Annotated in this window: 21 protein-coding genes; 1 reads left to right on the forward strand and 20 read right to left on the reverse strand. The window is 49.9% G+C overall.

Annotated features, from left to right (window positions below; translation table 11 throughout):
* Nucleotides 1-101: 101 nt before the first annotated feature.
* The 14 genes from pgsA to uxaC all read right to left on the reverse strand — a co-directional run bounded on the left by pgsA (nucleotide 102) and on the right by uxaC (nucleotide 14,311).
* Nucleotides 102-689, reverse strand: coding sequence for a CDP-diacylglycerol--glycerol-3-phosphate 3-phosphatidyltransferase (gene pgsA, locus PLA01S_RS12305; protein ID WP_127592473.1), 588 nt, complete (start codon nucleotides 687-689; stop codon nucleotides 102-104).
* Between the two features lie 260 nt (nucleotides 690-949).
* On the reverse strand, nucleotides 950-1,441 hold the full coding sequence (locus PLA01S_RS12310) for a YajQ family cyclic di-GMP-binding protein (protein ID WP_071220147.1): 492 nt from the start codon (nucleotides 1,439-1,441) through the stop codon (nucleotides 950-952).
* A gap of 148 nt (nucleotides 1,442-1,589) precedes the next feature.
* Nucleotides 1,590-1,763, reverse strand: coding sequence for a DUF4175 domain-containing protein (locus tag PLA01S_RS31950; RefSeq protein WP_146746999.1), 174 nt, complete (start codon nucleotides 1,761-1,763; stop codon nucleotides 1,590-1,592).
* A 77-nt stretch (nucleotides 1,764-1,840) separates the two neighbouring features.
* Nucleotides 1,841-2,851, reverse strand: coding sequence for a helix-turn-helix domain-containing protein (locus PLA01S_RS12315; protein WP_127592474.1), 1,011 nt, complete (start codon nucleotides 2,849-2,851; stop codon nucleotides 1,841-1,843).
* A gap of 47 nt (nucleotides 2,852-2,898) precedes the next feature.
* Entirely contained in the window at nucleotides 2,899-3,666 is a 768-nt protein-coding gene (locus tag PLA01S_RS12320) for a DUF3388 domain-containing protein (RefSeq protein ID WP_100538016.1), read from the reverse strand.
* A gap of 204 nt (nucleotides 3,667-3,870) precedes the next feature.
* The gene (locus PLA01S_RS12325) at nucleotides 3,871-4,125 is read right to left on the reverse strand and encodes a DUF3243 domain-containing protein (protein WP_100538017.1); all 255 of its coding nucleotides are present in this window, start codon (nucleotides 4,123-4,125) and stop codon (nucleotides 3,871-3,873) included.
* 108 nt (nucleotides 4,126-4,233) lie between these two features.
* The gene (gene ymfI / locus PLA01S_RS12330; protein WP_071220144.1) at nucleotides 4,234-5,004 is read right to left on the reverse strand and encodes an elongation factor P 5-aminopentanone reductase; all 771 of its coding nucleotides are present in this window, start codon (nucleotides 5,002-5,004) and stop codon (nucleotides 4,234-4,236) included.
* Nucleotides 5,004-6,284: an EF-P 5-aminopentanol modification-associated protein YfmH gene (gene yfmH, locus PLA01S_RS12335; protein ID WP_127592475.1), complete on the reverse strand. Its 1,281-nt coding sequence runs from the start codon at nucleotides 6,282-6,284 to the stop codon at nucleotides 5,004-5,006. Before yfmH ends, ymfI begins: the two co-directional genes overlap by 1 nt.
* Nucleotides 6,285-6,287: 3 nt before the next feature.
* Nucleotides 6,288-7,568 carry an EF-P 5-aminopentanol modification-associated protein YfmF gene (yfmF, locus tag PLA01S_RS12340; RefSeq protein ID WP_127592476.1) on the reverse strand — a complete coding sequence of 427 codons (1,281 nt, stop codon included), beginning with the start codon at nucleotides 7,566-7,568 and terminating at the stop codon, nucleotides 6,288-6,290.
* 125 nt (nucleotides 7,569-7,693) lie between these two features.
* On the reverse strand, nucleotides 7,694-8,509 hold the full coding sequence (sleB, locus tag PLA01S_RS12345) for a spore cortex-lytic enzyme (RefSeq protein WP_127592477.1): 816 nt from the start codon (nucleotides 8,507-8,509) through the stop codon (nucleotides 7,694-7,696).
* A gap of 191 nt (nucleotides 8,510-8,700) precedes the next feature.
* Nucleotides 8,701-9,813 carry a glycoside hydrolase family 88/105 protein gene (locus PLA01S_RS12350; protein ID WP_127592478.1) on the reverse strand — a complete coding sequence of 371 codons (1,113 nt, stop codon included), beginning with the start codon at nucleotides 9,811-9,813 and terminating at the stop codon, nucleotides 8,701-8,703.
* 44 nt (nucleotides 9,814-9,857) lie between these two features.
* Nucleotides 9,858-11,375, reverse strand: a complete 1,518-nt coding sequence (locus PLA01S_RS12355; protein WP_127592479.1) for a UxaA family hydrolase — start codon at nucleotides 11,373-11,375, stop codon at nucleotides 9,858-9,860.
* On the reverse strand, nucleotides 11,372-12,883 hold the full coding sequence (locus PLA01S_RS12360) for a tagaturonate reductase (protein WP_127592480.1): 1,512 nt from the start codon (nucleotides 12,881-12,883) through the stop codon (nucleotides 11,372-11,374). The genes PLA01S_RS12355 and PLA01S_RS12360 overlap by 4 nt, the downstream gene beginning before the upstream one ends.
* 3 nt (nucleotides 12,884-12,886) lie before the next feature.
* Nucleotides 12,887-14,311, reverse strand: coding sequence for a glucuronate isomerase (gene uxaC / locus PLA01S_RS12365; RefSeq protein WP_127592481.1), 1,425 nt, complete (start codon nucleotides 14,309-14,311; stop codon nucleotides 12,887-12,889).
* 195 nt (nucleotides 14,312-14,506) lie between these two features.
* On the opposite strand from uxaC, the gene PLA01S_RS12370 reads away from it, so the two are divergent.
* Complete coding sequence (locus PLA01S_RS12370) at nucleotides 14,507-15,367, forward strand: helix-turn-helix transcriptional regulator (protein WP_127592482.1); 861 nt, start codon at nucleotides 14,507-14,509, stop codon at nucleotides 15,365-15,367.
* 78 nt (nucleotides 15,368-15,445) lie between these two features.
* Here the strand turns inward: PLA01S_RS12370 and PLA01S_RS12375 are convergent, their stop codons facing one another.
* The 6 genes from PLA01S_RS12375 to dapG all read right to left on the reverse strand — a co-directional run bounded on the left by PLA01S_RS12375 (nucleotide 15,446) and on the right by dapG (nucleotide 23,542).
* Nucleotides 15,446-18,109 carry an FtsK/SpoIIIE family DNA translocase gene (locus tag PLA01S_RS12375; RefSeq protein WP_174819207.1) on the reverse strand — a complete coding sequence of 888 codons (2,664 nt, stop codon included), beginning with the start codon at nucleotides 18,107-18,109 and terminating at the stop codon, nucleotides 15,446-15,448.
* A gap of 40 nt (nucleotides 18,110-18,149) precedes the next feature.
* On the reverse strand, nucleotides 18,150-18,392 hold the full coding sequence (locus PLA01S_RS12380) for a YlzJ-like family protein (protein ID WP_100538027.1): 243 nt from the start codon (nucleotides 18,390-18,392) through the stop codon (nucleotides 18,150-18,152).
* A complete protein-coding gene (locus tag PLA01S_RS12385; protein WP_127592484.1) occupies nucleotides 18,389-19,165 on the reverse strand; it encodes a ClpP family protease in 777 nt (258 codons plus the stop codon). The genes PLA01S_RS12380 and PLA01S_RS12385 overlap by 4 nt, the downstream gene beginning before the upstream one ends.
* A 269-nt stretch (nucleotides 19,166-19,434) precedes the next feature.
* Nucleotides 19,435-21,114, reverse strand: a complete 1,680-nt coding sequence (locus PLA01S_RS12390; protein WP_100538029.1) for a ribonuclease J — start codon at nucleotides 21,112-21,114, stop codon at nucleotides 19,435-19,437.
* A 224-nt stretch (nucleotides 21,115-21,338) separates the two neighbouring features.
* The gene (dapA, locus tag PLA01S_RS12395; RefSeq protein ID WP_127592485.1) at nucleotides 21,339-22,220 is read right to left on the reverse strand and encodes a 4-hydroxy-tetrahydrodipicolinate synthase; all 882 of its coding nucleotides are present in this window, start codon (nucleotides 22,218-22,220) and stop codon (nucleotides 21,339-21,341) included.
* A gap of 107 nt (nucleotides 22,221-22,327) precedes the next feature.
* Nucleotides 22,328-23,542 carry an aspartate kinase gene (dapG, locus tag PLA01S_RS12400; protein ID WP_127592486.1) on the reverse strand — a complete coding sequence of 405 codons (1,215 nt, stop codon included), beginning with the start codon at nucleotides 23,540-23,542 and terminating at the stop codon, nucleotides 22,328-22,330.
* Nucleotides 23,543-23,550: the final 8 nt, after the last annotated feature.

Raw genomic sequence — 23,550 nt, forward strand, 5'->3', positions numbered from 1 at the left:
TTCGTCGATCCTCCTGTATCTTCTATCTCTTCACCAATACTCGCCTTCACTATGTTCTTACCCTACGGAAGAAAAAAGCAATAGGATAGCTCCTATTGCCGTTATGCCCCGGTACCTTTGAGCAGGTGCCTGTTTTGGACAAAATATTCGATTCCCGAATAGATCGTAATCATCGCGGCAGCCCAGATTGCAATGACATCAAACGGAATTCCCAAGAATACAAACGGGAAATTATTGATCAGAAGTGCGACAATCGCCACAATCTGAATCACCGTCTTGATTTTTCCTGATTGACCTGCTGCAACGACGGAACCTTCCAGGAGCGCAATTTGTCTCAAGCCAGTAACCGCGAATTCTCTGCTGATGATGACAACAGCAATCCAGGATTCGCATTTCCCCATCTCCACAAGCGATATGAGGATGGCTGCCACCAGCAGTTTGTCCGCGAGCGGATCCAGAAGTTTACCCAGGTTCGTCACCATATTGTTCTTCCGGGCCAAATACCCGTCAATCCCGTCCGTGCTTGCAGCAAGTATGAATATCAATGCTGCAATCAATTGGTTGTAGGGAAGGACAAAATCATTCCACACAATAGGAGCCGGATAAAAATCAAAATCCACCAGCAGAAAAATCATCATGACAGGGATCAAGAAAATGCGGGCCAACGTGATACGATTGGGTAAATTCATGGGGCAACCTCCCTTGCAACGGGGTGTCTTGATAATTCGGCAGACCCCGCGACTGATATCCATCTGTACTTCAATAGGGTCGCTCTTCCCAAGAGCCTAAAGGGTTCGAAGCGTGAAGCGCTGTCTGTCATATTCATCCCCCAGTAATCTATGTATACGTTAATCCTTATATATCGTTTTTTAGTATAATATTTCCGTTGACACCCTGTCAAAAGAAACAAACCTGTCCATCCAATCCTATATGAGCCGTATGGCGGCGTTTATTTAAAATTGGTGAACTGCAGGTCCAGCGAAAGATCCGCTTTGCGAAGCAGCTGCATGATTTGTTGGAGATCATCCTTGCTTTTTCCGGTTACCCGAATTTGGTCACCTTGAATCTGACTCTTGACCTTCAGCTTGGAATCACGGATCAATATATTGATCTTTTTCGAATTTTCCTGATCGATACCTTGCTTTAAGGTCAAACGCTGGCGGACGGTGCCCATGGAAGCCGGCTCGATCTTGCCGTACTCCACATTTTTCAGCGACAAGCCCCGTTTCACCATCTTCGTTTGCAAAATATCAATAACGGCGTTGAGTTTATACTCGTCATCGGATGCAATGACCAGCGCGTCCTTGTCCAGCTTCAAGCTGCTCTTGCTGCCCTTGAAGTCAAAACGGTTCTCGATCTCCCGCTCCGCCTGATTAACTGCATTGCTAAGTTCCTGCATATCCATTTTGGATACGATATCAAATGAATTTTCTGAAGCCATGGTGAATCCTTCCTTTCATTGGCGATAATGCTTCTATTATAGGTAAAACCATGAGCCAAGTCTAATCCTGTACCCGATCAGCAGATGAATGTGGAACGAAAAAGACTCCGCTTATCGCAAACATCCTGCGAAAACGAAGCCTGTTCCGTCAACTGCTAGCTTTCTCATCATGCACCGGACGGCGGAACATGCTAAGTATACCGAGCAAAATATGTGCCAGTCCAAAGCCTAATATGCCATATCCCCAGTCACTTGGAATCAAGTAATAGCCCAAGAGGCTGACGATAACGCCTAATCCGAATATAATCCAGTTAACCGTCACGAAAGCATCACCTCTTCCAGGAAGTGAAATAACAGCATGCAGCTGCATGCTGTTATGATGGCCCGGAGGAGAGACAATTATTCTACATCGGTGGTGCCTGTCGTGTCTGTAGTCCCTGTAGTGTCCGTAGTGCTGGTGTCCGTAGTCCCTGTGGAACCATCTGCCGGCTCCAGCAAGATACGCGACGTTGATTTTCCATCCGTTACGGGCTGGCCGCCAACCGTAATGGTGGTTGCAGCGGAATTCCCCGATTTCACGTAGAGTCCCTGGCTATCCAGATCAAAGCTCAGCGAAGCACCATTCTCAAGCATTTGGAAAGCCAGCTTCTCTCCGGAAGTATTGTAACCACGATACACTTCTACCCAGCTTTTTCCATCGCTGGTTGCCACAATCTCAACCTTCACAGACGAGCCTGTTACCTTAAATACGGTGTTCTTGCCTTCTGTCCGGTCCTGCGTCACCGTAGTTTCTCCAGGCGTTGTATTTCCCGGTTCATCGATGTCCGTGCCATCTGTTCCATCCGTTGCGTCTGTACCTTCACCGTCTGTGCCTTCGTTACCCGTATCGTCCGTGGCGTTGTCGCCGCCCTGTGCTCCGTCGCCTGGCGTGGCGGGATCCGTATTGCCTGTGTCTTCCGGCTTCTGCGCTTGATCTGTCTGCGTCTGATCATTATTGCTAACCGGAGGTTCATCCTTAGGTTCATTCGAATTGATAGCCACCAAATAAATGACAACAACGATCAGAATCGGGAATGTCCACATCAGCAGTGTAGGCAGCCATTTCATGTTCCGTTCGGCTGAAGGTCTGGTGGCACGTTTTTGAATAACCGGTTCCATGGTCGCTTCCGGTTCGGATTTAGGTACATCCTGTTTATGGCCTTCAAGCAGTTCGTCCGGGTCAATCCCCACCGCTTCCGCATAGGTTTTGATGAATGCCCGCACGTAAAAACTGCCGGGAAGTACTTTGTAATCCCCTGCTTCGATGGCTTCCAAGTATCGCTTGCGTATTTTTGTCATTTCCTGCACATCATCAAGGCTCATCCCTTTTTGTAGACGCGCCTCCCTTAATTGCTGTCCCAGTTCGGACATGCCATCACCTCCTACTTTAGAATTTCGTGGTCAAAGTCAAAAAAATATTATAAATCGTCACTATAAGAGCCCGTGAACGTATCATAAACGATTTCCTCTTCCGGATTGTTTCGCAATTCGATTATAATGTCGAAATCCTCATAGGAATATTCGGATTCACGAACAAAAATATCCGGATGCTCGATCACCTTCGTGCTCTCCATCCCCATAATATCCTGCAGGAGCTGATAGTGGCGCTCATTCGATCGGATTGTGCTGACAATCCCGTCAATGATAAAAATGTTGTTCGAATTCATCTCGTCCTCGGAGAGTTGACTGCGAATGGTTTGGCGAAGCAGCGTAGAGGAAACAAACGTCCAGCGCTTCATCGCACAGACACTGCCCGCAATAATGGACTCGGTTTTGCCGACACGCGGCATTCCGCGAAGACCGATGACCTGATTACCTTCCCTTTTGAACAATTCACCCAAAAAATCAACAAGTAAACCGAGCTCATCACGCGTAAAACGAAACGTTTTACGATCATCCGAGTCCCGGTCAATATATCGTCCATGTCGGACAGCCAAAATATCCACCAGTTTCGGGGGTCTCAAGGCTGTTACCGTAATATTTTTCATTTTGTTTAACATTTTGCCCATCAGGATAATTTTTTCTTCATCATCCGTTTCCAGCAGCATTCCGCGAGTTTGGCCTTCCACGCCGTTAATTGTCAGTATGTTCACTTCGAGCATACCTAACACGGATGCAATATCACCGAGCAAACCAGGCCGGTTCTTATGTATCTTGTATTCCATGTACCATTGGTTCGATTCCACAAAGACACCTCTTTGCACTTCTTTTCCATCAATATTCGACAAATTCCAGCGAAAATTGCACGCAAAAACAGGTCAAATTAAAAATGGGTCACGTTAATGATATATAAAATAAAAATGAAAGGCAAGTATTAACGATGACATGAAAATTACATTCTTTTTTCTTGACAAAAAGCCCCCGTTGGCGGGGGGCTTTTTGCAAGAGGGTTATGCGTTGTTCTTGGCCAGTTTCACCATCAGGCGCGCGATAACGTGGCGTTCTTCCTCGTTACCTACATCCCACAATTCTTTCAGTGCCCGGTTGGATGAGTTTTGCGGATCAATCTTCTCATCGAGGAAATCACCGATCTCATAAGCCAGCTGAGAAATGGTGTCTTCACTCATACCCGCTTTCTCGGCTTGAACGACGCGCTCGCCCAGAAATTTCTTCCAGGAATCAAAGTTTTTGATTACGGATGACATGAATTAAATCCTCCTTTTGCGTGGTGGCAATTCAGATTTAAAGTAACAATAGTAATATGTCCCCGTAACCAATACCTTATGAGTGGTGAATTGCACCACGAATGACGATCAGGTTACCCAGCCGCCATTCGGGCTGATCACTTGCCCGGTAATGTAGCCCGACTCGGGCAGCGCCAGAAAATACACCAATGAAGAAATCTCATCGGGCTGCGCCAATCTGCCGACCGGAATTTCATCCTCCAGCATGCGAATCTCATCCGATTCCAGATGCCCCAGCATGGACGTGTCCACCGCACCGGGTGCAACGGCGTTCACCGTCACGCCTGATGGAGCAAGCTCCTTCGCAAGGGCCTTCGTAAAGGCGTTAACGCCGCCCTTGCTTGTTGAATACAATACCTCGCAGGAGGCACCCGATAAACCCCAGATCGAGGAAACATTGATAATCCTGCCAAAACGCTGGGAGATCATACGCCCCATAAACGCCTGGGAACACAAAAACATCCCTCTCAGGTTAATGGACATCAAAGTATCCCATTCTTCTTCCGTCACGTCGGACAGAAGCCCGTAATGGGATACCCCGGCGTTGTTTACCAGGATATCCGGCTCCATATCATGACTCTGAAGCTTCTCTTTCATGCGCAATATTTGCTCTTTGTCGCGAAGGTCTGCGGATACAGTTAATACCTTAGCCCCATAGGCCATACAGCGGCGGGCAACTTCATTGGCCGCTTCATGCGAATTCATATAGTGAATAACCACATTCATGCGTACCGAGGCAAAGCGCTCGGCAACTGCCGCTCCAATGCCTCTGCTCGCACCCGTGATCAGTACCGTCATTTCCCCAATCGGTTTCAATTCTCTTCCCATGTCTTGCTTCATTACGGACTCACAACGATCGATACGGCCAATTGCTCCCAATCGACATGCTCCTGCAGTCGGCGGTTTACATCCTCTAGGGTAATGGATTCATAAACCGGAAGAACCTTGAAGAAATCCGCCCCGCGGAATTGGTAGCGTGTGAATTCATGAGCAATGTTTTCCGGGGAATTGAGCATGCGCAAGTATCCGCCCATTTTCTTTTTGCGGGCACGTTCAAAGTCGGAAGCCTGAAACCCGGTTCCCTTGAGCTCATCCACCTCAGTGCGGATGCGTGCCAGAAGTTGATCCGGATCCTTCGTATCTCCGCCAACCGCAGAGAATGCATACTGGGGTGAACTATTATACTCATGGCCGAAGCTGTCGGAAATTAAATCTTCGTCATATAACTGCTGATACAATTCCGTGCTGGATCCGAAGAGGAGGTCCATCATCAGCTTCGTTGTCAAATCGCGGCGCAGCTGCTCCTCGGCTGTTAAGCCGACCTGCTTCTCCTTGAAGCCGAACAGGCATTTCGGCAGCGATACGGCCAGGCGGCTCTCTCTTCTCTTCTCTTCGACTCCCTGCGGCTCCGGATCGAATATGCGCTCAATGGAACCTTGCTTCTCATATGATTTCCCGGCTTGATTCGAACGGATCAGGTTCATCGTTTCCTCGGGATCGACGCCACCCACCACGAATAGCAGCATGTTGCTCGGGTGATAAAACGCGTTGTAGCACGTATACAGATCTTCCTTCGTAATCGTCCCGATGGATTCTACCGTACCGGCAATATCGATATGCACCGGATGCACCTTGTACATCGCTTCAATAAGACCGAAGTACACGCGCCAATCCGGATTGTCCTGATACATATTGATTTCCTGCCCGATAATCCCTTTTTCCTTCTCTACGTTCTGATCGGTAAAGTAAGGGTTCTGCACGAAATTGATCAGCGTCTCCAAATTTTCATGGATGTTCTCCGTAGCCGAAAAGAGATACACGGTCTGGTCAAAGCTTGTAAAGGCATTCGCGGAGGCGCCGTTGGAGGCAAACTTGGCAAATATGTCGCCTTCCGGCTCCTCAAACATTTTGTGCTCAAGAAAATGCGCAATGCCGTCAGGAACGCGAGTTTCGGACTCGCCTTCGACCTTGAAATGGTTATCCACCGAGCCGTATTTGGTTGCGAAGGTCGCATAGGTTTTCTGGAAGCCGGGTTTAGGCAGCACATACACGTGCAGACCGTTATCCATCACTTCGTAATACAGCGTTTCCTGCAGGTTGTCATAATGAATGCTCTCCACCGGCTATTCCTCCTTTTGACCTTTCAGGAAATAGATCGTATCCAGCGAAAATGCCGCAGCCGCCTGCTTCACATCATCCACTGTAATGCCTTCCACCTGCTGCAGCAGCTCATCCGGCGTACGTTCCCGACCCGATAGCGTGCGGTTAAAGTCATAAGCGATCATCTCAAAGGCCGAATCCTGCATTTCCTTAATTACGTTGCGGATCATGGCTTTCGTTTGGGTCATTTCGATATCCGTAATGGTACCCTTGGCCATGTCTTCGAGCTGCTGCCGAATAATTTGGACGGCCTTCTCAAAATTTTGAACCTCGATGCCGGACTGGATGGTAGCAATCCCTTTATGGCCGTCATATCGGGACGACGCGTAATACGCCAGGCTTTCCTTCTCCCTCACATTAACGAACAGCTTTGAATGCGGGTAACCGCCCAAAATCCCGTTATACAAGAGCGCGGCGGCATACTCATCATCTCCGTAAGTAATCGTGCTTCTCAGACCCATGTTGAGCTTGCCTTGATTAATGTCCAGCTTCTCCACGACCGTCTGCGTCTCGTTTGCGGCCGTTCGTGTGGAGGAAGGAACATAATCCTTACTTCCTGTTCTGTTCAGTTTAAAATGCTCCTCTACGAGCTTCTTCACCTCATCCAAACTCGTATCGCCTACCACATATAAATCCAGAACGGATTCATTAAGCCAATTCTGATAGGACTCGTACAAGCCTTCCGGCGTGATACCGTCAAGATCCTTCCGTTCTCCTAGCGGATGCAATCGATACGGTTCGTTCTTGCACATGACCTCAATGCAGCGCTCCGCAGCGTAACGAATCTTATCATTGACGATGGACTCCAACTTCTTGCGGACTGTGTCACGCTCGGTCTGTACATAAGATTTGCGGAATGCTCCATTCTCTAACACAGGCTGGGTGAAAGCCTCGCCCAAAAAAGCAAAGGAAGAGCGCAGCAGGCTCTCCGGACTCTTAACAAAAGAGTCATTGATCGTATCCATGCGAAAGTGCACGATCTGATAATCGCCGCGCTTATACACGTCAAATCCAAATCCGGCGCCGTACAGCTGCTCCAGCTGTTCTCGGAAAGCTCGCGTTTCCGGGTAGGAAACGGTCCCTCTGCGCAGCACAAAAGGTGTCAGCGCGGTCGAGGTCACGGTTTCTTCTGCTAACGGACTTCCGGCGTAAAGCGATATCGCAAATGTCTTGAATCGGTTGGTCGGCAATACGTGAATCCGTATTCCTCCGACTGTACCGTGTTCAAATTCCGTTTTCGTCAAGGTCCATATCCCCTTACATCATGGATTGTCGTTGCCAAAATTTACTTCATCGATAACTTTCATTCTAACCCATTGCAAAGTGAAGAAGCAACCGAAGACAGGCCCCGGTTGCTGTTGTTTACGGCTTACATACAGAAGATATGTTGACCGATGGTTTTGACTTGAGGACGGGTCCATATCCATGGCGAGGTGGCCGTTTTCGGATTAAAATAGTACAGACAGCCCCCTGTCGGATCCCAGCCGCTCAGCGCCTGCTGTACTGCTTTCTTCGCCTGCTCGTTCGGTTCAAGCCATATTTGACCGTCGGCTACTGCGGTAAAGGCTCTCGGCTCAAATATAACCCCATGCGGCGTGTTCGGGAAGCTTGGTGATTTTACCCGATTGAGAATAACCGCCGCTACGGCAACCTGGCCTTCAAACGGCTCTCCGCGCGCTTCGCCATAAACGGCATTGGCCATGATTCTCAAATCGTTCTCTGAAAGGCCCATTGAATCAGATGAAGCTAGGTTGTTATTGCCGCTTTCTTTGTTTGCTGAACCGCCACCACCGGCTCCGGCCGCTGCACCGCCGCCGCCTTCATGAAGCTTCGGAGCGGTTGGACGGAAGTCCTTGGTAGCATTATACAGTTTAAGCTTGACCTTCGGACCTACGATACCGTCGACCTTCATGCCAAACTCCGATTGGAACCATTTAACGGCTCCTTGGGTTTTGGAACCAAATACGCTGTCGATTTTTCCATGATAAAAGCCCAGGTGTTTCAGACGGCCTTGCAGCTCATACACATCTTCGCCGGTAGAACCGAATTTGATGGTCTGCTGGCTAAACGTTGGCAAAGCTTCCTGAAGATTCGAATGATCTGCTTTAAGGCCTCCCTGAGCGAAGACAACGGCAGATAACAGAATCGCAATGCTTATCAGAATCCAGATCCTTGAGTTTTTCATGCTGCGCTCTACCTTTCTCTTGTGGTTTAACAAGCCTCGCTACCGTTATTATGACAAGCCTGCCAGTTTCCTATGCACCTGTTCCCGAGAGGAGCGGATGAAGACAGCACATCATCGCAGCACAAAGAGAGCTGTTCCTCAAAGGAACAGCTCCTGATGTTTGGAATGGATTTAATTGATCATACAAGGATTTATCCAGATGTTCTGCCAAGCTCTACACACGCCATAACCAACGCGCCAACCCCATGAAGATCATTCTCGCATTGCTGCCTTTCCACATAGTGCTTATAATCGCCGACACCTGTCCCGATGCAGATCTTGGGCATAACCAGATGTCCCTGACCATTCATATATACGGATTGAGCCAGGCCGTTAAATCCGTGTCTTGCATGCGAGATCAAGGAAGAATCCAGATAACCGAGACGGATTCCTTTGGCCAAGGTATATATGAAGAGACTGGAGCACGAAGTTTCCAGCCAATTGTCCTCACGGTCCCCTTTATCTATAACCTGATGCCACAGCCCGGTAAGCGGATCCTGATAACGCACCAGCGCCTCACTTAATTCACGGAGCACGACAGCGAGTTCTTCCCTCGCCGGATGATCCTCAGGCAGTAAATCAAGGAACTCCACGATCGACAGCGCGTACCAGCCTAACGCGCGTCCCCAAAATTCCGGGGATTGTCCGCCAACCGGATCAGCCCAAGGCATCGTTCTGCTCTCGTCCCAAGCATGATAAAATAACCCGGTTGCCTGATCCTTGGTATGGGAACGCATCAACCTCTCCTGGAACAGCACCTCATCAAATAAATGCGGCTCGTTATACTGCTGTGCATATTTCATCGTGAACACGCCGCCCATATACAAGCCGTCCAGCCACATCTGGTAAGGATAGCGATCCTTATGCCAGTATCCTCCTTCCGTGGTCCGATTCAGCGTAGATAACAGACGGAGCAGCTTATCCGCGGCAGCCCTGTACCGATGTTCGGGAAACACAGCATCCAGCTCCATCAAGAGCAGGCCCGCTTGCACGGAATCCAGCTCCCCCCGCTCCAACAGCAGATTCCCGTTGGAATCCACCAGATGATCGACATAACCCTTTACGTAATCCAAAAACTTTGACTCCCCGCTAAATTTCCACAATTGAGACATACCCACCAGAAATACGCCCTGGTGGTAATGCCACCGCCCTGCGGGCGGCAGCTGCTCGGGCGAATACGTTTCCATGATCGATTGGCAAGCCTTGGTGCCGAGTTCTAAGGGTGACAAGGTCCGATGTTCTTGCTGCTGAGTGGGATTGGACATATGTGCGCCTCCTCTTTTTTCTAATCATGTTCCAACAACTCACGCTATAAAATGACGCCATCCTTAAAAATGGATATTTCCCGGAAGCCGTTGCGTTCATTTCTCGTCTGTTCAACGCCCGAGGCTAATTGGACAATATGATTCATGAGTTCCTCATGAAGCTCATCCATGCCTTTACCTTCCAGCAAAGCACCTGCATTAAAATCAATCCAATGTTTTTTGCGAGCGGCCAGCTCGGAATTGGTCGCGATTTTGACGGTTGGGACCGGACCGCCAAACGGCGTCCCCCTCCCTGTCGTGAACAGCACGAGGTGGGCGCCCGCTGCAGCCAAGGCCGTAACCGATACGAGATCATTGCCTGGCGCTTCGATCAGGTTTAACCCCGGCTTTGTTGATCTCACGCCGTAACGGAGAACAGCGGATACGGTGGCATTTCCCCCTTTTTGAGTGCACCCCAGTGATTTCTCTTCCAGGGTTGTGATGCCGCCGTCTTTATTCCCGGGCGAAGGATTTTCATAGATTTCCTGTCCGTGCGATACGAAATATTGCTTGAAATTGTTAATCAGCATCGTAATATCCTTGAACACCTGTTCGTCGGCGGCCCGGTCCATCAGGATCGTTTCGGCTCCAAACATCTCCGGCACCTCCGTCAGTAAAGCGGTGCCACCGTGAGCGGTGATGGTATCCGCAATGCGACCCGCCAGCGGATTGGCTGTAATGCCCGACAGACCGTCCGAGCCGCCGCATTTCAGTCCGATCTTCAGCTTGGACAGTGGAACCGCCGACCTTTTGAAAGTCTCTGCATATTGCACGAGCTCCGAGATGAGGGACAACCCCTCCTCCAATTCATCCTCCATGTCCTGAGCACGCATATATTTGATCCGTTTCCCGTCCTGCTCCCCAATCATGGCCTGCATTTGATCAATCTGATTATTCTCGCAGCCGAGCCCGATAATAAGCACGCCTGCCGCATTGCCATGCTGGGCCAGGGACGAGAGCAGACGCTGGGTATGGTTTAGATCATCCCCAAGCTGCGAGCAGCCGTAGGGATGCGGGAAGTGATAAACCCCGTCAATATCTCTCCCTTGAAACTGCTGCCCGGCCATGCGCGCTAACAGCTCGCAAGTTTTGTTAATGCAGCCGACGGTGTTGATGATCCAAATTTCGTTGCGGATCCCAACCTCACCGCTCGGTCTGATATACCCCTGGAACGTTGGAGATTCCACCATAACAGTCGGCGAATCTTCAGGTGCTGCTTTTGCACCAGGCTTATACTGATACTCTACTTCACCGGAAAGTCCGGTTTTCAAATTATGAGTATGGATCCATCTCCCCGGTAAAATGACTTCCTTTGCCAGTCCGATCGAATAGCCGAATTTTAGTACATGGCTGCCCGGCTGTATCAAGCGAAGAGCCACCTTATGACCTTTTGGCACGTTCTCGGTTAACTCGATCGCATGCTCCTTCCCGTTCAGAAGCCCGATGGCATGTTCTCCTGCCGACAAAGGACGAAGCGCGATACCGACATCATCCTTGTTGTGAAGTATGACGATATCGCTCATGTCTCGATCAGCTCCATTTCTTCGATATAACTGCTTACAACTTCATGAAGATGGGATATCCGGTTCAAATCCTCGCCCCATAAAGCCTGATTGCCAAGAATGGATGCCACAAGCTGACGTATACTCCATTCCCTGTCTTCTACCTTTTGCCACGCTTGATAAAATGTCATCAGGCTGTCCGGATCATCTCTTAACAGCATCTGTTCACCATCAAGACGCATTCCGTACCACTGCCCCTCTATCGATTTGGCATGATACAGACGGATCAAGGAGGCCAATCCCCGTGTCATGAAGCTTGGGAGCGTACTGTGCGAACGGACATATTCCTTTAAGCTTGGCAAAAGCCTCACCTTGAACTTGGAGATGCTGTTCATGCCAATATCCTGGAGCTTGTGCCGAAGAAAGGGATTGCGGAATCGCTCCCATACCGTGTCGGCATATGCCTTTACCTCTTCCGGCGGGAGAGGCACCAAGGGGACGATCTCTTGCAGCATTGCGCTGCGAATGTCTTCTCCCCATTCCGTGCTCTCTGCGATCTCTTTCACTTCAGTGAAACCGTGAAGCAAGCCGATGGAAGCCATTAGGGTATGCGTTCCATTCAAGATCCTTACCTTTCTCACCTGGTACGGGGTCAGATCGGTTACCCACCTCACCTGGAGACCCGCTGACTGTAGTGGCAGCCTGGACTCCAATGACGGATCGCCCTCAATAGCCCAGAAATAATAGGGCTCCGCCGTGTTCAACAATCGGTCTTCATAACCCCATTTGTCAAAATAGCGCTCGGCGTCTTCCGGATAACCGGTTACGATCCGGTCCACAAGCGAGTTCAGAAACAGGTTGGACTCCTCGACCCAGCTCCGAAAAGCTAGCGAAAGCTCCCAATCCTCAGCATGCCGCAGCACAATCGATCGCAGGATATCCCCGTTTCGTTCCAGAAGCTCGCAGGGTAGGATCAACAGCCCCTTATGCGGCGAGCCCTCATAACGCTCATAACGCCGATATAAAAGCATGGTCAGCTTGGCGGGGAATGACATCGGCGGTTCCGACGGATTCCAGTCACTGCGCTGATAATCGAGACCAGCTTCCGTTGTATTGGAGACTACGATCTCCAGGGAATCCAGCTCGGCGACGCTCAAGAAATGCTCCCATTCGGCATAGGGGTCAATCATCTCGGAGAACACCGTGATCCATAACTCATCCTCAATCTTCCGGCCATCCTGCAGCCCTCGGGTCAGCAAGCCGTAAATCCCTTCCTGCTCCCGCAGCTGCTCCAGCTTGGGCCGTCCCCCTGGTCTTGGCTGACTGACGGCAACGCTCCCTTGGAACAACCCCTGCCGGTTGCATTCATAGATCATCCAATCGAAGAAACCTCTTAGAAAATTGCCCTCGCCTATTTGAAGCACTTTAACGGGGTAGTTCAACATATCCAACTGATGCTGCTGTTGTAATGGTAAGGAATCCCTTCCTATAAGCTTCAACGCTCGGCCGCGGTCTGTGTTTGCATCCATGCTCTATCTCCCTTCCGTCCGGCCAAATCGGAAATAACTCTCGGCGTTGTTGTAACAAATATCCTTTACGATCCCCCCGAGCCATGGAAGATCATCCGGCGCCTCTCCCCGTGTAACCCACTCTCCGAGGAGATTGCATAGAATCCGCCGGAAATACTCATGCCGGGTATAGGATAAGAAACTTCTGGAGTCGGTCAGCATGCCGACAAATCGGCTTAACAGCCCCATATTGCCGAGTTTGCTCATCTGGTCGACCATGCCGTCCTTGGTATCGTTGAACCACCACGCGGATCCGAACTGGATTTTGCCCGGAATGCCGTCGCCTTGAAAACTGCCGATAAGTGCTGCGAGAATATCGTTATCGCTTGGGTTAAGCGAATAGAGAATCGTTCTCGGAAGTGCCCGCTCTTGATCAAGCCGATCCAACAGCTTCACGAGTGGTACCGCGATTGGACTATCATGAATCGAATCATAGCCGGTATCCGGGCCTAATTCTCGGAACATCCGGGTGTTATTGTTGCGCTGGGCGTTAATATGAAATTGCATAACCCAGCCGAGTTTCGCGTAAACTTGGCCCAGATAAAGCAGCGTATACGTTTTGAATTGCTCCTCTTCCTGACGGGAAACCCGCTCCCCTTTAAGCGCTTTCAGGAATACGTCAGCCGCTTGTGTCTCCGTAACCTCTTGATAAGGCACGTAATCCAGCGCATGATCGGATACCCGGCCACCAACGGAATGGAAAAACTCAGCCCGCTGCTCAAGTGCCTTCAGGAATGCCGAATACTCCGTAATCTCCATCCGGCTTCGCTCCGCCAACAATTTTACCCACGGAAGGAATGTCTCCCGGTTAATCTCCAGCCCTTTATCCGGACGGAATGATGGGAGCATCTGAAATCCGGCATCGTCTTCCTCCGCCAGCTTGATATGATATTCCAAGCTATCCGTTGGATCATCTGTCGTACAGACCACTTTGACGCGGCTTGAAACGATCAATCCCCTGGTTGTCAAATCATGTTCCTGCAGACGCTTGTTTGCCGCTTCCCATATCTGCGGAGCATTCTGTTCATTAATGATATCCTTAATGCCGAACAGTCTTTGCAGCTCCAGATGAGACCAATGGAATAACGGATTGCCGATCGTCATCGGAACGGTGTGCGTCCAAGCCAAGAAGCGGTCATAATCGCTCACACCCGGTCCGCCCGTAATGTATGCCTCTTCCACTCCAGCGGCTCGCATCGCCCGCCATTTATAGTGATCGCCGTTAATCCACGCTTCGGTCAAGTTCTCAAACCGGTGATTGTCAACGATCATTTGCGGACTCAGATGACAATGGTAGTCGATGATGGGCATGTCTTTTGCATAATCGTGGTATAAGGTACGTGCAGTCTCGTTGTTAAGCAAAAAATGTTCATCCATAAAAGGTCTCATGTTAACACCGCCCGTTTCTGTAGATTTATCTACTATGTTACGGCATCATCAGTTGGATTTCTTCACGTTTATTGCGAATTTGAGGGATTATTCAACATATCTTGCTTTGTTTTAGTCAGTAGAAGTTGTTACAATATAACTAAAGAGTTGAAATATACCTCACCATGAAGGCATTGAAACGAAGCGGGGGCGATTATGATATCCAGCGATATCCATACCGTAACCTACGGGGAAGAAGAAGGGGAATTTTACTACCATCGAATTCATCGCACAAAGCCCTTTGAACGAAATAACCATTACCACGGAACCTATGAAATCTACTATCTGGTTTCTGGCGAGCGCAATTATTTTATAAAAGAAAAATTGTACACCATTCGGGCGGGTGACCTCATTCTCATCAATAAATTCGACGTTCATAAAACGTCGGGTCAAGGCGATCCGGAGCATGAACGTATCGTCATTAATTTTAGCGATTCTTTTCTCGGGAAAGGCCACCCCTTGCTGGTATCCGGATTGCTGGGCATGTTTAATCAGGATCGGCCGCTGCTGCGTTTAACCGTTCCAGAGCAAGCGATCATCATGCAAATTTTGAATAAAATGGCCGATGAGATCAGAGAAGGCTCCGCTTCGTACGAGTACATGCTGCAGGTGCTGCTTACGGAGTTATTAATCAAAACCTCTCGGTTAACCCATTCCGCCTCGCTGCCTGCCCACACTTCCTTGAATCCGCTCCATCAGAAAATCACAGACGTCGTTAAGTTTATTCACGCCCATTATGCTGACAAAATCACGCTGCAGCAATTATCCGAAACCTTCTACATCAGCCCGTTCTACCTGTCCCGGATATTCAAAGAAATTACGGGCTTTACGATCATTAATTATCTGAACCTGACCCGCATTCGCGAGGCGCAGCGCCTTCTGACGGATACGGACCTGAAAATCGTGGACATCGCCGAATCGATCGGTTTTGAAAGCCTTACGCATTTTGACCGAACCTTTAAGAAAATTATGAAGATGACGGCAAGCAAATACCGCAAAATGAATAGCGTCCCGTGAACCAACAAAAAAGGAAGCGATCCACCCGAAATTTGGGGTTGTTCGCTTCCTTTTTACGAAGTTACGGGATTGGATCCCTTAACTGATTCGATTCTGCTGTTGTTGATATTGCTCCATGGACATCAGCACTTCCCGCGGTTTGCTTCCCTCATAGGGTCCGATAACCCCGCGTGCCTCCATGGAATCAATGAGACGCGCTGCACGGGTATAACCTACCCGCATTCTCCGCTGCAGCAGCGATACGGACGCTTGCTTAGCTTCCAATACGATGGTCACCGCCTGCTCATACAGCTCATCCAATTCTTCTTCATCTGAATTCGAAGATTCCTCAATTTCAGGCACCAACGACTCATCATACTCCGCTTGCCCTTGATCCCGGACAAAATCCACGATGTTCTCGACTTCATGATCACTCATGAAGGCTCCCTGCACCCGGATCGGCTTGGAGGAGCCCATTGGCATAAACAGCATATCCCCGCGGCCGAGCAGCTTCTCTGCGCCCGCCATATCCAGAATCGTTCGGGAATCGACCTGCGACGACACGCCAAAGGCAATGCGCGACGGGATGTTTGCTTTAATGACCCCGGTAATAACATCGACCGACGGACGCTGCGTCGCGATGATCAAGTGGATCCCGGCAGCACGGGCCATTTGGGCCAGCCGCGTAATCGCGTCTTCCACATCGTTGGCTGCAACCATCATCAAATCGGCCAGCTCGTCCACGATAACGACGATATAAGGCAACACTGCAGGCAAATTATCCTTCATCAGATTGTTGTAGCCCTCAATATTTCGCGTCCCGGATTTGGAGAACAGCTCATACCGTTTCTCCATCTCTACTACGATTTTCTTAAGTGCCAAGGATGCCCGTTTCGGATCGGTTACCACCGGTGCCATCAAATGCGGAATCCCGTTGTAGACATTAAGCTCAACCATCTTCGGATCGACCATCAGGAACTTAACCTCATCCGGCTTGGCTTTATACAAAATGCTGGTAATAATGCCGTTGATACATACGGATTTACCCGAACCCGTTGCACCTGCAACAAGAAGATGGGGCATGCGTGCCAAATTACCGACAATCGTCTGACCTGAAATATCACGGCCAAATGCAATCGACAGCTTCGATTCCGATTCCTGGAACGTTGGCGTCTCCATAACCTCTCTCATCGTAACAAGTGAAACTTCGTTGTTCGGCACTTCGATCCCGATGGCTGATTTGCCGGGAATCGGCGCTTCCATCCGAATATCCTTGGCCGCAAGCGCGAGTGCAATATCATCGGTCAAATTGACAATCCGGCTGACCTTAACCCCGATGTCCGGCTGAATTTCATAGCGGGTGACCGACGGCCCCCGGACAACCTCCAGCACCTTGGCTCGAACGCCGAAACTTTCCAGCGTCGCCTCCAGCTTGCGGGCTACCTGCATATAATCGTTCTGGTCTCCACCCTTGCCGCCATTGTTCGGTTTGGACAGCAGCCGGAATGGAGGCAGCTTATACGGCTTGGGAGGCGGAGCGGGAGGCGCTGCCGGTGCCGTTCCCTCTTGCGCCCCATCTACCGTAATGGCTGCATTCGACTCGTCATTCGACGTCTCAGGATCTCCCATGGGCTCCGGACTCGCTGCCGTGTTCCCCAGAGGTTCCTCTTGTGCCGAAGGTATCATCGCTTCGTGATCGTCGTACTCGTCATCCAGGCGCCCTTCTTGTTTCACTTGCTCGAAGAAATCACGAATAATCGGCGATGAAGGCACAGATTCTGCTGCAGGAGAGATAATCTCCGCCTCCTCCTCCGGTTGAACCGGACTGTTGAACAAGACGACCTCCTCTTTCTCCTTAGCACCATGCCCGTTACCAACCGTAAATACCGGAGATGCCTCATCCGCATCATCCCTGGCCTCTTCCACTGCTTCGTCCCGCTTGTTGCCTTTGGAACCGAACAGCTGGAAGAATTGCGGCGCTTTGCGGCGCGGCAGCCTCATGCCCTCCATATCATCCAGATCATCATCCTCATCCAGATCCTCCGGCAGCTGCATGCGTTGTTCCTTCGCGCTTGATTTCGCCGCCGCTTTGGATTTCGTCTGCTGGCTGTTTACTTTTTTCTGAATCCGTTCTCCGGCTTTTACAACCCTTACGCGGAACATCCGCATTAAATCAACATAGGACAGATTGGTAATCAGCATGAAGCTGATCACTAGCATGACAATCATAATCAACTTTGCCCCGATGCTGCCAAACAGCATTAACAGAAAGGCAAACTGCAATGCTCCAACGTAACCGCCGCTGATGTCTCTTCCCATGACGGGATGATGTCCATCATCTGCGCCGGCATGAAGGAGCTCGCCTTGCAAATCACTATGTATCTGGCTCATCGCATTTGACGCATTCAATTGTCCAATCGGGGCCAGCTTCGACTCCAAACCTGCAATACTGCTCATTAAAGTGAGCGATAATACCAAGAGAAGGACACCGGTGCGTCTGCTGTTCCACCGTTTGGGCCATTTCCGGTGAATCATCACCATTAACCCGTAATAGATGCCAATTAGGGGGATGATAAAATAATACTTGCCCAGCAGATATCCAGACATCTTGGACAGGGAACGCCCCACCGGTGCTTCTCCGGATAATGCGATGACCGAAAGTGTCATCAATACAATCCCATAAATTTCATACTTCAATACGGCTGCAAAGGCTGCCTTCTTCTTTCTTTTCCGCTTTGCCAAAAGTGTCACCCCCGAATCCATATTATAGCATAATATTCGGTGGCGTACCTATGTTCTGTTTTCAGCCTTTAGCCTCATTTTCTACCGTCGGAATATAGCGAATTATTGCCCCCGGAGCGTAGCGTGGATTCAAGTAATCTTGAAGCCCGCAGTCCAATAAACGGACAATTTTCGCCTGATCCTCTGCCATTGGTTCAACTTCCATCAGTATTCCTTCCACCCGAACTTCCCTGGACGTGACGGCTGCCTGCTCCCCTTGCAGCATCCCGATCGGATCCAATGGCATGACGCTGTACCATATCATTGCGTAATCCCCCCGGGGCTTATCGTTTTACGTTCTGCAATCATGCTGTTCAACCGGCTTAATGCCTGCCCGATTCCCCCCACTTCGTTCATCAGGCCATATTTTACGGCGTCTGTACCCGAAACCGCGGTGCCGATATCCCTGTTCAATTCACCGGTTTTGAACATCAGATCCTTAAACTGTTCCTCCGTGATCCTCGAATGGCTCGTCACAAAGCGCACGACACGTTCCTGCATTTTCTCCATGTATTCAAAGGTTTGCGGCACGCCAATGACTAACCCGCTCATACGTATCGGGTGAATGGTCATCGTCGCGCTCTCCGCGATGATCGAGTGGTCTGCTGCTACAGCGATAGGGACGCCGATACTGTGCCCCCCTCCGATGACTACCGTTACGGTCGGTTTGCTGAGCGATGCAATCATCTCGGCAATGGCAAGTCCGGCTTCCACGTCACCGCCAACGGTATTGAGGATGATCAAGAGCCCTTCGATCCGCGGATTTTGTTCAGCTGCCACAAGCTGTGGAATCATATGCTCGTATTTGGTGGTTTTGTTTTGCGGTGGAAGCACGAGATGTCCCTCGATTTGTCCAATGATCGTCATGCAAAAAACGTTGGATTCCCCGCCGTTGGGCAGTCCCGTCTGTCCAAGCTGCTGTATGGTTTCCGTTACGGCCGCTTTCTTGCCTTCCTCGGTGGGGACGACCGGAGGCGCTTCCGTCTCACCAGTCCATCCTGCTTTTCTGTTGCCGGTAGTCCATTGATCGTTGTCCACTGCGCATCCCTGCCTTTATCTTAATGTCTAGCTGCTGCAACCAACACATAGCTAACCCTTAGTATGGCAAATGACGGGACTATTTTATGCTTATAGGGTGCATTCAGCATGAAGTTGTAATTGCAGCGGCCACAAAAAAACTCCTGCCGAAATGACTCGGGAGAAGTTTTAAGATCAACCTATAAAAAGCCCCTCTTTCGCGGGAACCGTCCAATTATTACCTGCGAAAAAGGGGCGACTGTGTGCCTGATTTATTTTGTTATCTTGTATCAGACTTCCATAATGATCGGCAGGATCATCGGTCTGCGACGTGTTTGTTCATACAAGAAGCGTCCCAATGCGTCTTTTACGCTGGTTTTCAGTGACGCCCATTCATTCACGTTTTCACTCATCAGCTTCTGAAGCGTGCTGGAAACGATACGGTTGGCTTCATCCAGAAGCCCTTCGGATTCCCGTACGTATACGAATCCACGCGAAATAATATCAGGACCGGATACGATGGAACCGTTTTGCTTGCTCAAGGTAACGACAACGACCAGAATTCCGTCCTGGGACAGAAGCTTGCGATCGCGGAGTACGATGTTTCCTACGTCACCAACGCCAAGTCCGTCAATCAGAACATTGCCAGCGGTTACTTTGCCGGCTTTGCGGGCCGAGCCGCCTTGAATTTCCACGATTTCACCGATATCGGTAATAAAAATGTTATCCGGGTCAACACCAACGGACTCTGCAAGCAGAGCGTGACGGCGCTGCATCCGGTATTCACCATGGACAGGGATGAAAAATTGCGGTTTCATCAGATTCAGCATCAGCTTGAGTTCTTCTTGGCTGCCGTGACCCGATACGTGGACACCCGAATTGGATCCACTATAAATCACGTCTGCTCCAAGACGGAACAACTCATCAATTGTACGTCCAACATATTTTTCATTACCTGGAACCGGTGTCGCTGCAATGATGACCGTATCTCCTGGCAGAATGTCCACCTTGCGGTGAGTAGAACGTGCCATGCGTGTGAGCGCTGACATCGGCTCTCCCTGACTGCCTGTACACAATACGACAACGCGGTCGGCTGCCATTTTGTTAACCTCTTCAGGTTCGATCAGCATGCCGTCCGGAATGTGCAAGTATCCAAGCTCAGCGGCAATGGACACCACGTTGACCATGCTTCTTCCGATAACCGTTATTTTGCGGCCAGTGGATTCGGCTGCGTTGACAACCTGTTGAATGCGGTGCACATTGGATGCAAACGTTGCAACAACAACCCGCTGCTCGGCCTTGCGGAAAATATCTTCCAGCACGATACCCACGTTTTTCTCAGAAGGCGTGAAGCCTGGTCTCTCTGCGTTCGTACTATCTGACAGAAGAGCCAATACTCCCTTACTTCCGATCTCAGCCATACGCTGCAGATCTGCATACTGGTCATTTACCGGAGTATGGTCGAACTTAAAGTCCCCCGTATGCACAACATTGCCTTCCGGTGTTTCAATACAGATCCCTACGGAATCCGGAATACTGTGATTGGTCTTGAAGAAGGTCGCTTTCAGTGTGTTTCCGAGTTGTACTTCCGAATCCGCATGGATCAGAATCCGTTTCGTCTCACCAAGCAAATTCGCTTCTCTGAGCTTGTTTTCCACCAATCCGAGCGTCAATTTCGTTCCGTATACAGGAACATTCAAGTGTTTCAATACGTATGGGAGGCCGCCGATATGGTCCTCGTGACCGTGAGTCAGCAAAATCCCTCTCACTTTGTCGCGATTCTCCGTTAAATAGCTAATATCAGGAATAACAATATCAATCCCAAGCATATCTTCTTCTGGGAACTTCAATCCCGCATCCACGACAACGATGTCATTGGCATATTGAATGACATACATGTTCTTCCCGATCTCACCGACGCCGCCCAAGGCAAAAATCGATAGTTTATCGTTGCTTATTTTCTTAGACAAATGTATCTAACCCTCCTATAGTTTTGGACGTCGTACCATTGTTATATTAAATTTCAAAAAAATACCGCACCCAGTCACTTGAATTCATTATACATGATGAAAAAGTGAAAACACAAGTCAACCACCTTCGTGAGCCATAGGATACCCAGAAACAGAAGGGTTTAAAACGAAGAAAGCCACTGCCTTCATTGAAGGCAATGGCTTAGGTTTGGTAGGTGCGCAGGTTACAAGGAAGACAGCATCTTACGGATAAATGCAGCCTCATTCTCACTAGGAGAAACAAGCGGCAGACGAACGCCGCCGACCTGATAGCCCTGCTCAATCAAAGCGAATTTAACTGCCGCCGGGTTCGGAAGCGGGTCAGGACATTCAAACAGGCCCTTAAACAGCGGGAACAAGGATTGATGCAGCTTGGCGGCTTCCTTCACGTTTCCTTCCACATAGGCTTGGATCATATCCTTCATGCGGGCCCCAGCGATATGGCTGGCTACGCTTACGATTCCGTAAGCACCTACGGCCAGAGCAGGAAGTGCCGCGGAATCGTCGCCGGAATAAACGATGAACCCTTCCGGAGCTCCTGCGGCAATGCCGGTGACCTGGTCAATCGAAGCACATTCCTTGGTCGCAACGATGTTCGGTATTTGAGCCAGACGCAAGGTTGTGGCCGTGCTTAGGCTGATGCCCGTCCGTCCAGGCACATTGTACAGCATGACAGGCAAGGAAGTTGCCTCAGCGACCGCCTTAAAGTGCTGGTAGAGCCCTTCCTGGTTCGGCTTATTGTAGTATGGAGCGACAAGCAGAATACCGTCGACGCCGCAGCTTTCCGCTTTTTTTGTCAATTCTGCAGAATGTGCCGTATCGTTGCTGCCTGTACCTGCGATGATCTTGCTCCGTCCACCTGCCTGTTTCACGGCGAACTTAAACAATTCTAGCTTCTCGTCTTCGCTAAGCGTTGGCGATTCGCCCGTCGTTCCTGCAATGACCAGGGAGTCCGACTTTTGTTCCACAATCAGGTGCTCAATCAATCTCGCAGTCTCGTCCCAATTGATCTCGCCATTCTGATCAAATGGGGTTACCATAGCCGTAATCAATCTTCCGAAATCCACAATGATTCCTCCTTAAAGCTGTCCCAAATGGGCAAGCTTCCTTCGTAAGTAATCTTATATATAGTATTTCCTATCAAACGTTTAACGAGCAGATTCATCTTATGTGCTTATCGGTGAAGTTCGAATTTGTGATGCAAAGCACGCAGCGCTTGAGCCATATCTTCCTTCTTCACAAGCACCCAGATCGTGGTGTTCGAATCTGCCGATTGCAGAATCGGAATATCGTGCTCGCTCAACGATTCCACGATTTTGGCCATGATGCCCGGAACCCCGTTGATGCCGCCGCCAATGACGGACACCTTCGCACAACCGGACAAGCTTTTTGGTTTCAAATCCAGGCTCTGCAGCACTTCAATCGCCTTCTCCGAATCGCTGTCAAACACCGTATAAAGGACTCCTGTAGGGGTAACATTAATAAAGTCCACGCTGATGGAATGCTCCGCCATCGATTTGAAAACCTTCAGTTGAAGACCTTCCGTGCGATCGCACTCCACTGAGATTTGTGTAATATTGCTTACATAAGCAACTCCCGTCACAAAGCGGTCCACGATTCCGGATTGTATATCTCTGAAACCTTCCGGCTGGGTAACCAGTGTTCCCTCATTATCCGAGAAGGTTGACCGCACTCTGACCGGAATATGGGATTGCATGGCAATCTCAACTGCTCTAGGATGAATAACCTTGGCACCTTGATGAGCCATATTGCAAATCTCCGTATAGCTTACATAGCTGAGCGGCTTCGCATCCTCGACGATGCGGGGATCCGCTGTAAGGATGCCGTTGACATCCGTGTAGATATCAACCATTTCAGCCCGAAGCGCGGCTCCAAGTGCTGTAGCCGAGGTGTCGCTTCCGCCCCTGCCCAGCGTCGTAAAGTCACCCGAATCGGTCTGCCCCTGGAAACCGGTCACGATAACAACCTGATAAGACTCCAACTCTTTCAAAACCCGTTCAGGTTTTACGTCCTTAATGCGTGCATTTCCGAAGTGATCGTCTGTAAGAAATCCGGCTTGGGCACCCGTCAACACCGTCGCGGTTATCCCTTCATGCTGAAGCAGGCTGCACAGCGTTGTGGCTGAGATAATCTCACCGCAGCAGAGCAGCAAATCCCGCTCTCTGTCTGGAAGCGCGTTTCCGTTATGACCGATCCAGTCCAGGAGAGTATCTGTTGCGTAAGGCTCCCCGCGGCGTCCCATAGCCGATACGACCACGACCAATTGGTAGTGATTAGCCAGTTCGCGCTGGATGTGTCCAATAACATGGGTTCTTGCTTGCGGTGTTGATAATGAGGTGCCGCCGAATTTTTGAACTAAGATGCGCATAAAATATT

The sequence above is a fragment of the Paenibacillus lautus NBRC 15380 genome (genome assembly GCF_004000945.1).
In the GTDB taxonomy this organism is placed as follows: Bacteria; Bacillota; Bacilli; order Paenibacillales; family Paenibacillaceae; genus Paenibacillus_AQ; species Paenibacillus_AQ lautus.

Excerpts from the sequence above, each read along its gene's own strand:
- PLA01S_RS12360 (WP_127592480.1), bottom strand. The coding sequence starts at position 12,883 with ATGGATGCAAACACAGACCGCGGCCGAGCGTTGAAGCTTATAGGAAGG.
- PLA01S_RS12310 (WP_071220147.1), bottom strand. The coding sequence starts at position 1,441 with ATGGCTTCAGAAAATTCATTTGATATCGTATCCAAAATGGATATGCAG.
- sleB (WP_127592477.1), bottom strand. The coding sequence starts at position 8,509 with ATGAAAAACTCAAGGATCTGGATTCTGATAAGCATTGCGATTCTGTTA.
- dapG (WP_127592486.1), bottom strand. The coding sequence starts at position 23,542 with ATGCGCATCTTAGTTCAAAAATTCGGCGGCACCTCATTATCAACACCG.
- PLA01S_RS12350 (WP_127592478.1), bottom strand. The coding sequence starts at position 9,813 with ATGTCCAATCCCACTCAGCAGCAAGAACATCGGACCTTGTCACCCTTA.
- PLA01S_RS12325 (WP_100538017.1), bottom strand. The coding sequence starts at position 4,125 with ATGTCATCCGTAATCAAAAACTTTGATTCCTGGAAGAAATTTCTGGGC.
- PLA01S_RS12355 (WP_127592479.1), bottom strand. The coding sequence starts at position 11,375 with ATGAGCGATATCGTCATACTTCACAACAAGGATGATGTCGGTATCGCG.
- pgsA (WP_127592473.1), bottom strand. The coding sequence starts at position 689 with ATGAATTTACCCAATCGTATCACGTTGGCCCGCATTTTCTTGATCCCT.
- uxaC (WP_127592481.1), bottom strand. The coding sequence starts at position 14,311 with ATGAGACCTTTTATGGATGAACATTTTTTGCTTAACAACGAGACTGCA.
- PLA01S_RS12370 (WP_127592482.1), top strand. The coding sequence starts at position 14,507 with ATGATATCCAGCGATATCCATACCGTAACCTACGGGGAAGAAGAAGGG.
- PLA01S_RS12375 (WP_174819207.1), bottom strand. The coding sequence starts at position 18,109 with ATGGATTCGGGGGTGACACTTTTGGCAAAGCGGAAAAGAAAGAAGAAG.
- ymfI (WP_071220144.1), bottom strand. The coding sequence starts at position 5,004 with ATGAAGCAAGACATGGGAAGAGAATTGAAACCGATTGGGGAAATGACG.
- PLA01S_RS12380 (WP_100538027.1), bottom strand. The coding sequence starts at position 18,392 with ATGATATGGTACAGCGTCATGCCATTGGATCCGATCGGGATGCTGCAA.
- PLA01S_RS12315 (WP_127592474.1), bottom strand. The coding sequence starts at position 2,851 with ATGTCCGAACTGGGACAGCAATTAAGGGAGGCGCGTCTACAAAAAGGG.